Here is a 10,008-nt window from a genome sequence, read left to right as displayed (position 1 = left end):
CTACCGATTCTTCATATTCTTTTGCGAGGCTTTCGATAACCTCGTCCGAAGGTTTCCAGTATTCATGCCTGACAGCTTCGAGCATTCTGGCTGTTATCGACTGGTAAGCATCGGGATTGTTCTGCTTGAACCATTCTTTCATGGAAGGGTTATTAACATAGGTCTCATAGGTCTGCTCCCAGACACTGTCATCCACAAGATCAGGGTCACTGACCTCCCAGCCGAAAAGGTTGTTCACGAACTCGGACATCATCCTGCCGCCCGAATACCCGGCGCCCTGCATCCCTTCAATCCATTTCTCATTGAAATACCTGGACCTCAGGTTCTTGCTCAGGTACTCCCCCATTCCTGTCATCTGAGCCCTTTCAGGATCTCTTGTATCCGAAACGTACATCTCTGGGGTCCTTCCGTCTCCCCTGACATGCCTTGTTGCCAGGTTCAGGCCGCCGAAGTACTGGAAGAAGTCGTCGTTGTCAAGGGTGTCGTAAAGGTTTGACGAATCCGAATGTACGGAGGCTTCAACGTTTTTCAGGTTTCCTTCAAGGAGTTCCCTGGATTTTATGCCCCAGAAATCTTCCCCGTAAGCATACCCCATCTTATCCAGGTATACATTTGCAATCGTCGCTTCGTCGTCCCAGCTCCCGCTTGCACCGATAGCATTTGAGACCCCTATTTCATAAGTCCCGTCCATTACTGCAAAGCAGCGCATTGTGGAGAGCTTGGTTGCGGTTTCATTGTCATAGCCTGCCGCAAGCAGGGAATCATATATTGCAAGGGCGCTGTCGTTTACGTAGTTTGGATAGTTTCCGGCAGGAAGTGAACTTGCAAGTTTCACGGCACGATCTACCATTTTGATCTTATCCGGAAAAGCATCCCTCATACCGGCGGTTGTATAGACAATGTCAATACGAGGTCTTCCCGGTTTTTCCGTATCATAGTTAGGAAGCAGCTCCTCTTCAGGGATAGCCTCAACCCCGGTTACATACCCGTATTCATCCCAGACCGGCTGCACTCCAAGCATGTAGAGCACTTCAGCTTCCAGAGTCCCATGGTCGCGGATAAACTCTACCCCGAACCTTGAGAATGAAACCTTTTCAGGATACTCCCCGTACTTATCATGATAGTCCTCAAGCAGCTGGATTGCAAGGGATTTGCCAAGCTCCCAGGTTGCCTTTGAAGGATAGAGTTTTGAGTTGATACCGTAGAAGTTGCGCCCCGTAGGCACTGCGTCCGGGTTCATAACAGGATCCGTTCCCGGTCCCGGGGGAATAAAGCCTCCGTTCAGGGCTGAGAGGATTCTGTTAATCTCCACATCACTATCAAGAAGCCGCTGTCTATACTCCAGCCCCTGTTCAAGATCAAGGGTAACCGAACTGTTGGTTTCCCCGAAAACGTCAAGTTGAGCCGTTGAAACATTGGTATTATTGGTTACGATTTCCCAGACAAGCCTGTTCACTTTAGTATCATTTGACGGAATCCCGAGAGGGTAAACGGATTCAGGATAAAAGGCAAAAGTGATATTATCCTTGAAGTCTCCTCCAAGCATGGACCTTACCATTCCGGAAAGTTCGTCTTTTTCAGGATCTGTCAGGTTTGTAGAGGGCACCCGGCCAAGGACATGCATCCCGTAAGGAATGTTTTCTCCTTCCACATCTTCGAGATATTCATGAAGGATATTTTTTACAAAATCCCCAAACTCTTCTTCATTGTAATCTCGAAGCTCAGTCGCATTCTCGATTCCGAGGTCAACGTTCAGGTTAAGTGCGATTATCTGATCGATTATGGCTGTCTGGTACCCTGCCTTTGTCTGTGTAGAAAGCCCGGGATCATAATACTGCTCCACACTGATTGAAAGGTTGAGCAATTCTCCATAAAGCCCGCTGCGTTCAAGAGTCGGAGTCAGGTGATCGATAATCAGGGCATTGCCCCTGTATTCGGCAGTCAGCCCTTCTCCCACATTTGCAACTATGTAAGGATAGATGTTTGGCAGGTCCTGCAGCAGTAAAGGTGCCCAGTCGGAAGTCCGGTTCATACCGTAAGTAGAACCTGGAAGCCATTCATGTGTACCGTGAGTCCCCATATGAATAATTGCATCAGGCTGCCATTCATGGTTTAACCAGAGGTAGAAAGCTATGTACTGGTGCGGGGGAGGTACAAGGCTGCTGTGGTAAAGGGTGTCGTCATTTTGCAGGAAGCCTCTGGCAGGCTGGGGCATGAGCCAGGCATCTCCGAAACGTACGGAAGGGATTACAATGTACTGCCCAGTCTCGTTCTCATAGATCATGAGGCTCTTATTCTGAGGAAGATCTTCAGCCCAGGGTTCTCCCCACTCCGTTATTACTTGAGACCGCAGATCTTCTGGAATTTCGGACTCAAACCATTCTTTGTAGGTTTCCATGGTTATGAGATGCAGTCCCCATTCAGTCCTGTTTTCTACCATTTCGTTCATGACACCCGGAGCCCAGGAGCCGGCATTGATACCCTGTGCCTGCATCATTTCCAGGAGTTCACTGCTGTTATCCGGAATTCCGGAGACTTCATACCCGCTTTCATTCATCTCGTTAAGAAGGTCGAACATGCTCTGGGTGGTGTCAAGGTAACTTGCCCCGATGTTGTCTTTTCCTGAAGGATAATTGTAGTATATTACGGCGACTTTCTTGTCCTGGTTATCCTTTAACTTCAGTTCCGCCCAGTTTATCGCCCTGCTGGCCATCCAATCAACCTGAGCAGGTAGAGGTTCATAGCTATTTTCCCCGGTTTCGGGGTCGTAATTATCAATTCCTATTACAATGTACTCAAAAATTCCGTCAATACTCGGAAGCAGGGTCTTGTACACGACCTCACTGCTGGGAATGCCTCTGTTGCGGTCAGCTACGTCTATAGAATTGGCAGGATTTGAAACTACCATGCCTCTTAAGACCGGGACGTCAAGGTCTTCAAGTTCCTGTATCCCTTTATCAGGGTCCTCGTAATTCAAACGGAAACTCTTGAGAGAAATTATGCACTGGACAAGAGGTTCTCCGTTTTCATCAAAATAAAACTTATGGATATCATTGAAGGTCTCAAAACCTGCAATTACGTTGCAGCCCTTTCCTTCAAGATCTCGGATAAGATAGTCTATGACCTCAAGGTTTCCCGCTGTATAATCGGAAGAGTGGAACCAGATCCCTATGGTGGGTTTGCTCTTATCGTAAACATGATTAGACTCATTTACGATAGTTGAGTTGGAGTACCACTCAAGGTAATCAGAGGTATTTTCGAACCAGTCAGGCTTCGATTCATTCAAAGAAGAAACGGCATCCGGATGATAGAGCGCAGCTTCAGGGAATTCTATGGGGTCATCGTAAACCCAGCTGTCCGTAAGCTCAGGTTTATCCCCGTAATTTTTTGCGAGATAGATAAGGAAATTTTCGGTGTTTTTCAGCAAAACTCCTTTCGGACCCATGCTATAGAAGTACTTTTCTTCAGTGGAATTATAAGGCTTGGTCCCCGACAGGATAAGGTCATAACTTGAGGTGTTGATATGTGCCGGATCCATCAAAGAGGTGATATCTATGAGCGCTGTTCCGTTTTCATGAGCACTTTCAAGGTCATCCCCGATATCCTGGAATTGAGACCATAGCATGTAAGTAAATATTACATCCTGGTTTTCAAAAGTGGTATTAGTAAAGTTGGAATAAGCAGAAATGAAAGTTACATTTATACTTGCATTGTATGGATTGGACTCCTCTGCCTCAGCAAGGGCGTTTCCATCATAACAGATAAAAGTAATATTTACTTGATTTTCATCAGCCGATACATTCTGCGCAAGCAGTAAAAAAACCACCGCACATAAAACCACTAACCTGCTTTTTGCCGTACGCATCTTATCCCCAGTCAATGTATCATGAATCCTGGGGCACCCCAATAGAAAAATACCCAGGATGCCTTGTCCACTAGTTTAGTTTTGATTAAAAGTTTACTAATTTTCGGAACTTACAGAACAACAGCCATCAAGTTTTGGAAATGAAAGTGGGAATTATCGATTATGACTTTAAATCCAACTTCGGAACTTCCAAAAAAAACAGGGCAGCCGATTCTGTTTAATATCTTCAACATTTGGAGCATTAGGGGAGAAGATACATAAAATACGGTTTTTAGCTTACAGATATTAGCCATTCAGGTAAAAAGGGGAAAAGATAGCGTTTTTATGTAATATATACAGGATTTACGAACTTGAAAGAACAAAAACATCATATCCTTTGAAATATAAATACATGTAGATAAATATAAAAAACGTATGGAGTTATGGATATAAATCCACCCAAGTGTATTGACATTGATTACATTGATATTCTCATTGCGACATCTAAAGTTTATAGCTGTACTGAAGCCGCTAGATGTTATCCAATCGTAGATAATGCTCCTGTTCATGACTCTTTTATTCGCTTACTTCAAAGGCAACCTCCAGACACGGAAGCGCTATGGGATGAAGAAAAAAGTCATGTCAAACCTAAGGAAGGCTTTCTAATTGTTGACGATTCAACATTAAATAAACCATACGCAAAAGTAAACCATACGCAAAAGTAAACCATACGCAAAAGAAATGGCTTTTTTTCATATTATGTTGAGTGGAAAACATTATCGTACTGTAAAATGGATAGGTCTGGTTACCTTAGTTTGGACTAATGAAAAATATGATGTCGGTAATTGATTCACTTTATGCGACGATTCAAGGAGAGCCACCAATGCCTAGATAATTGCCAAAAAACTATTAAATCTCAAAGCTATATTTAATAGGGGATTTAGTATGGAGTAAATTTCCCAATTTATAAGTTTGCTTTAATAATTCTTTATAGGGGGTGTAACTTAGTGGCAGAAGAAAAGAAAGAAGAGACGAAGGAAGAAGAAGTTGCTCATGTAGCTCCGATCCATCCTGAAGATGAACGAGGGGGAAAAAAGAAGCATCTGTTGAGTTGTGAAAAGACTGAATAAGGTCTTTGATCTAAACGAATTGCATCGACACAGTATAATATAGGAAAAATGAAAACTGTCAAAACTCATAACACACAAGATAAAACTTAAATTTGTATAAAGAAAACATGGTCATGAGGCCCAATTCTATAGTAGAAAATGTGTGCTTCTATCAAATTAAGTTATACAAAAACTGAAACAAGAACTGGAAATACAAAGCTGACATTTAAAAGGTGGATCCGTTTATGGTTATTTGCCTTTTTTGCCAGCTTTATGTCCATTTTTCAGTCCTTTTCGATACTTATCTGTGATATTCTGGCAGTGCCCTGAATTTGCTGTTAATTCGAGGTCAATTTTTTGTACACGGTACATGAAACTGGTCTACTAATATCGAGTTTTTGATTTGATAACTTTTTAAAAGTTATAACTTTATAGAAAAATGAGCATATTGTCAACTAGCAGCCCGGGTAAAACAAAATCAAGAACCATCTTTCGTAAAATTCAACGGGCAAAATTCTCTAAGTTCATTTTATTCAATTGCTGGCTATTAACACCGTTTTTTCGTTTTTCACTGGTTGGTACTTACACTTATAAATTAAGTTGAAATCAATATTGATAGACCTATTTTGCATAGGCTGAATAGTTACAAATTTTTAACAATTTCTGGGATCGCCAAAATGTACCATTAATTCCACCGGCAGTCGATGCAATCAATCAAAAACCCAGAAAATAATAAAAAGTCTCAAATGTTGTTATCATGGTTTGGAGGATCGATACCATAAATAGAACTTACCAGGCTATTGATTTTAATAAAGATTTTCCAGGTCTTCAAGGATCAAACGTTTTTTTGTTCAGATTAACTGCTCTCGTTTTCTGTTGATTATTTTTTACATATTCTACAGCATCGGTTATTTCAGATACACCAAATTCATTTCCATAATCTTTAAACCTCAAACAAAATGCTTGAGCAATAATTAAAGAGTGTGGCAAAGAATCATGATAATTCATATAATTTACTTGTATGAACTTGTTAATATCATCCAAAACGTATTTTGGAATTATTAAATGTGACATATTGGGTAATCTCCCAACAAATGACGTCGTTTATTTAGTATGGACTATTTTTGCGTGTTCCTCATTTAATAACTTAATCATTTTAACTTGTTTTGATATTTTCTTTTTTTAGGAGCAAGTTCACATGGATACGAAATAGTTATATATTTAGACGTTGTTATATATTACAAGCAAATCAGATGTACTTGATTTGACTTCCAGGCCAGCATATTAAACCTCCTTAAATCTGCATTAAATTAAACCTCCTTAAATCTGCAGTTTCCCAGAAGTAATTTGCCATTTTACATCTCCTTGAAACTGCAGTCTTCCGGAAGTAATTTTCCTCTAAACCTCCATTAAATTTTTTCTTTTTTAAGTCGCATTTTTATGGTCAATTATATCAAGCACCAAAACGACGTTTTCGATACCTGAACTTCCGACTATAAGCATGTAAAGCATCCTTTAGAAATTAGGAAATTCTACTCTAAGAGACTGTCTGAAAAATAAATAATCACTGTACTCTGCTTACCATTAATGTCAAAACGATCTTGCTGATTTCCGAAGCTAAAACCAAGAAAGGACTGAGGTATTTTACTGTAATCACAATGCAATTCTCGCAAGTTGGTTAACAGGGTAAACTTCACTATCATACTCATTCTCTAAGGACTAAAGACTGTGCCAGTGAAACCTGGAATCCGAAAGGAAGCTCAAGCACATATTTTCACCCGTGGAACACGAGGTAGAGCCTGCTTTACTTGTGGACAATAGTCTGAAGGAGGACACAGGGAGCCTCTGAGTCTTTAGCTCAGGGTTAGTGTTAACTAGCCACTATACCCGCATGAAAATATGTGAGGAAGAGAATCTCACATACTTTCATACTAAGTAGATACTTTTTAGATACTTTTAACCCAGAAAAAAATACGGCGTTATTATTTCACGCCGCATTTCACATACGAGATTAAGGAATGATTCAAATATAATATCAAGGGGTTTTTTTGCCAAGAATGATTATTTGGGGAATGGAACTATAGATCAATTCCCAAACTGAAAATTAGAAGTTATATTTTTGTCATACCTAAAACTTCTTTTTTCTGAATCCCAGATAAATTCCACAGATTCAGGCCACAAAAACTAAACTTGCGTAAATCGTGGAAAAAAATTAATCTAAAACGGATGTACCGGTTGAAGCGGATGTACCGGTTGAAGCAGATGTATCAGTTGAGGTGGATGTACCGTTCCCCTCCGAATCTTCAGGAACATAAATCACCCTGCCGTCAGCCAGCTTATAAGCCGTCCCCAAAGCTTCCCCTGTGCCTCCACCGATGTTTTCGGTCATATTCAGGACTTCTATGGGTTTCCCCTCTTCCTTGATGATTATCTTCATGTCCTCAGCTCCGGGATTTTTCACAATAGTAATATCCTCATTAGAGCTTAGAAGCTCAGGAAGATGGTAAGACATCACAAGGGCTACCAGCAAAGCCACGGAAAAGACCATTGCAACGTCAAAGAGATTGGCAACCCCGGTCATGGGGTTTTGCTCATCGGAGTCATTTAAAAGTCCGGTTCGCCTGTACCTTCGGGATTTTCTCATGGTTTTCCTCCTTTTCAAAGAACGCAATCAATTTTCGCTCTTCTCCTCAAGTATATCCAGGATGTAATCGATATCCGACATATCCTCCCAGTACCAGCGCCTCCTGACCTGGGTAAGCACATAGGCTATTCCGGCAGAAAAGAGCCCTACAACGGTAGTTGCAAAGGCAATCATCAGGTTCTGTGCAAGGGTTTCAAGGTCTCCTTGCGAAAGCCCTATCAGGGCAGGTCCCAGCGGGATCAGCGTCCCCATAAGTCCGAGCATAGGGGCAACCGTTGAAATGATCTTCGTGTTTTCAAGGCGCTTTGCCATTCTTATCTCGTATTCCTCAGAGAGCTTCTCGATTGAAGGAAAATTCCGCTCTTCGAGGTATTTTGCAGCCTCTCTTGCAAAGGACGTGACCATGTAATTTTGTTTTAAGCTCTCAAGAGCCCTTGATGCTTCCGAAAAAGCCGAATTCAGAAGACTGTCCCGTATTTTTTTGCAACCAATTTCCAGGTTGTTCCGATCTCTATTCCTTTTTGAATACTCAGAGATGAATTCTCCTAATTGAATAAGTGAAACAAAGGCAAGGATTGTCAGAAGTATCATTACCGGATACAGCAAAGCCGATGAAAATACGTACATCGTCTGGGATAAAAGATCCATATTACTCATTGGTTAGACCTCACATGGCCGAGGAAAAAACCTGCAAGGACCAGGACCCCGAAAGCCAGAAGGGGAAAAATGCTTGTTTCTCCCGTTTGCATAGGAGCCAGGTTCATCTGTTTTGTTTTCATATATGCCGGGATTAGCAGAGCCCCTAAAAGATAATAAATTCCAAGAAGCATCATGGCGCTTCCCATAGTTTCGGGAGTCATTCCCAGCCGGGTCTTCCCAAACCTGAAAAGAAAAGAAGAAGCTACAACTGCAGTAAAAAAAGCAATTCCTACAAGAAACCCTATTTTTATCCCGGAAAAGTTGAGATTTTCTGAAAGCAGCATGCAGGATACCGCAAGAGCCCCCAGGCAGACCGGACAGGGCATGGATATAGCCAGGAAAGTGTGTCTGGAAACATCTTTTCCTGAATTCCACTGTTTCTGGGTGTAAATCCCGGCCCCTATGAGAAGCAGGGAGACAAGAACATGGACTCCCATACCCATTGAAGAAAGACGCTCAAAAGCATCCAGGCTTATATGGTTAGCAATGCTTCCGAATAAAAGGGCAAGAAAAAAGTAACTTCCAGCAATTGTAAGAATTTCTCGCGTAGTGATGTTTGAAAATCCACAACCTAATCCAGTTTTAATCCCGAAGATAAGGATACCTATTAAAATTCCAATAACAGTCAACGTAGAAGAGTCCATAGTACCTTCTGAGCATCTATAATAGGATTAAATAAAAACTGGTTTTTGGGTAACGTTCGTTATCCTTCTGGATAACAAGTGTCTATTGATTACATTTTTGGAAATAAAGGTTAAACATCCTGGCTGTCGTCGACCAGAGCTCAGAATAAATAATTAAACCAAGTGGAAAAATCTGCAGGAGGAAAAATTGATACATTACATACATTAAAAAGGGATCTTCTGGCTTGAGTAGCAAATGGAAAGTAAAATTTAACAAAAATTATGTAAATATTCACTCTGTTAACCATGAGATTTTTTTGAAGAAAGAAAAATGAAGAAGGAAATAATAAAGTAAATTTGTTAAAATGAATAATAAAAAAAGCAACTAATAGAGTGAATGACATACTTTACTTGCGTTACTAGGGGCAACAATTATAAGTAGTTGAGATAAAATAGAAGATAATCATGGTAGTAAGTGTAATGAAGAATTCAGGAATGAACGGCGGTGGAGAAAACCTATTCAAAGCGATCTCAAGCGATACACGTCTCTCTATTCTGGAAATCCTGAGTGAAGGGGATAAGCACATCTCCGGCCTTGCAAGGGAAATAGGGATTTCCGTACCTGTAGCTGCAAAACATGTGAAAGTGCTGGAAAAAGCCAAACTGGTAGAAAGGAAAAAGTTTGGAAATACTCATATGATAGGCATAAAACTGAACAATGTCTATTCTTTCCTGGACCACTTTGCAGAAAACACGAGGCTTGAGGTGGAAGAAGGTACGAGTCTGCTTGAAGCCCTGAAAAGCGTAACCGCTGTAGAGGTAAGGAAAATGGGAGACCGGGTAAAAGTTGTAGCTACAGACGGAGAAGAGGGTTTTTATGTATATGAAGTGGACGGCAAATTCTCGGATAAGACTGTGGACGAGTATACATTTTATGAAGATACCATAGTTGAGTGGAAAAAGCTAATTCCGATCACTAAAAAAAGGCTGTTTGTGAATATAAAGAGATAAAGCAGCCAGAGCAGCTTTAACTAAATAATCTCTATGAAAGTAGCCTCTGTGAAAGTGATTATTATACTACCATTCAGA

8 protein-coding genes are annotated in these 10,008 nt (G+C 41.0%); 3 read left to right on the top strand and 5 right to left on the bottom strand.

The annotated features are described in order from the left end of the window. Positions 1-3,865, bottom strand: a 3,865-nt coding sequence (locus tag PHF18_RS13730) for a cobaltochelatase subunit CobN (protein WP_300103838.1), incomplete at its 3' end; no start/stop codon positions are given. A 422-nt stretch (positions 3,866-4,287) separates the two neighbouring features. On the opposite strand from PHF18_RS13730, the gene PHF18_RS13725 reads away from it, so the two are divergent. After that, on the top strand, positions 4,288-4,569 hold the full coding sequence (locus PHF18_RS13725) for a hypothetical protein (RefSeq protein WP_300103836.1): 282 nt from the start codon (positions 4,288-4,290) through the stop codon (positions 4,567-4,569). 282 nt (positions 4,570-4,851) lie between these two features. Beyond that, a complete protein-coding gene (locus tag PHF18_RS13720; protein WP_300103835.1) occupies positions 4,852-4,974 on the top strand; it encodes a hypothetical protein in 123 nt (40 codons plus the stop codon). Between the two features lie 807 nt (positions 4,975-5,781). On the opposite strand, the gene PHF18_RS13715 is transcribed toward PHF18_RS13720, so the two are convergent. From PHF18_RS13715 to PHF18_RS13700, 4 genes are all read right to left on the bottom strand, one after another. Beyond that, the gene (locus PHF18_RS13715; RefSeq protein ID WP_300103833.1) at positions 5,782-6,027 is read right to left on the bottom strand and encodes a hypothetical protein; all 246 of its coding nucleotides are present in this window, start codon (positions 6,025-6,027) and stop codon (positions 5,782-5,784) included. 1,138 nt (positions 6,028-7,165) lie between these two features. After that, on the bottom strand, positions 7,166-7,597 hold the full coding sequence (locus PHF18_RS13710) for a DUF2149 domain-containing protein (RefSeq protein ID WP_300103830.1): 432 nt from the start codon (positions 7,595-7,597) through the stop codon (positions 7,166-7,168). A gap of 27 nt (positions 7,598-7,624) precedes the next feature. Next, positions 7,625-8,254 carry a MotA/TolQ/ExbB proton channel family protein gene (locus tag PHF18_RS13705; protein ID WP_300103828.1) on the bottom strand — a complete coding sequence of 210 codons (630 nt, stop codon included), beginning with the start codon at positions 8,252-8,254 and terminating at the stop codon, positions 7,625-7,627. After that, positions 8,251-8,940 (bottom strand): DUF2162 family putative transporter, encoded by a 690-nt coding sequence (locus PHF18_RS13700; RefSeq protein WP_300103826.1) that lies wholly within the window; start codon positions 8,938-8,940, stop codon positions 8,251-8,253. The genes PHF18_RS13705 and PHF18_RS13700 overlap by 4 nt, the downstream gene beginning before the upstream one ends. Positions 8,941-9,384: 444 nt before the next feature. Here PHF18_RS13700 and PHF18_RS13695 point away from each other — a divergent pair, with 444 nt between their 5' ends. After that, complete coding sequence (locus tag PHF18_RS13695; protein WP_300103823.1) at positions 9,385-9,930, top strand: ArsR family transcriptional regulator; 546 nt, start codon at positions 9,385-9,387, stop codon at positions 9,928-9,930. Positions 9,931-10,008 lie beyond the last annotated feature (78 nt).

The organism is Methanosarcina sp. (assembly GCF_028693135.1).
Classification (GTDB): domain Archaea; phylum Halobacteriota; class Methanosarcinia; order Methanosarcinales; family Methanosarcinaceae; genus Methanosarcina.
Note: the sequence above shows the minus strand (reverse complement) of the source record. Positions and strands in the feature narration are given on the sequence as shown.

What these genes read in the sequence shown, in the direction of transcription:
- PHF18_RS13725 (WP_300103836.1), top strand. Translation starts at nt 4,288, where the DNA reads ATGGATATAAATCCACCCAAGTGTATTGACATTGATTACATTGATATT.
- PHF18_RS13715 (WP_300103833.1), bottom strand. Translation starts at nt 6,027, where the DNA reads ATGTCACATTTAATAATTCCAAAATACGTTTTGGATGATATTAACAAG.
- PHF18_RS13710 (WP_300103830.1), bottom strand. Translation starts at nt 7,597, where the DNA reads ATGAGAAAATCCCGAAGGTACAGGCGAACCGGACTTTTAAATGACTCC.
- PHF18_RS13705 (WP_300103828.1), bottom strand. Translation starts at nt 8,254, where the DNA reads ATGAGTAATATGGATCTTTTATCCCAGACGATGTACGTATTTTCATCG.
- PHF18_RS13700 (WP_300103826.1), bottom strand. Translation starts at nt 8,940, where the DNA reads ATGGACTCTTCTACGTTGACTGTTATTGGAATTTTAATAGGTATCCTT.
- PHF18_RS13695 (WP_300103823.1), top strand. Translation starts at nt 9,385, where the DNA reads ATGGTAGTAAGTGTAATGAAGAATTCAGGAATGAACGGCGGTGGAGAA.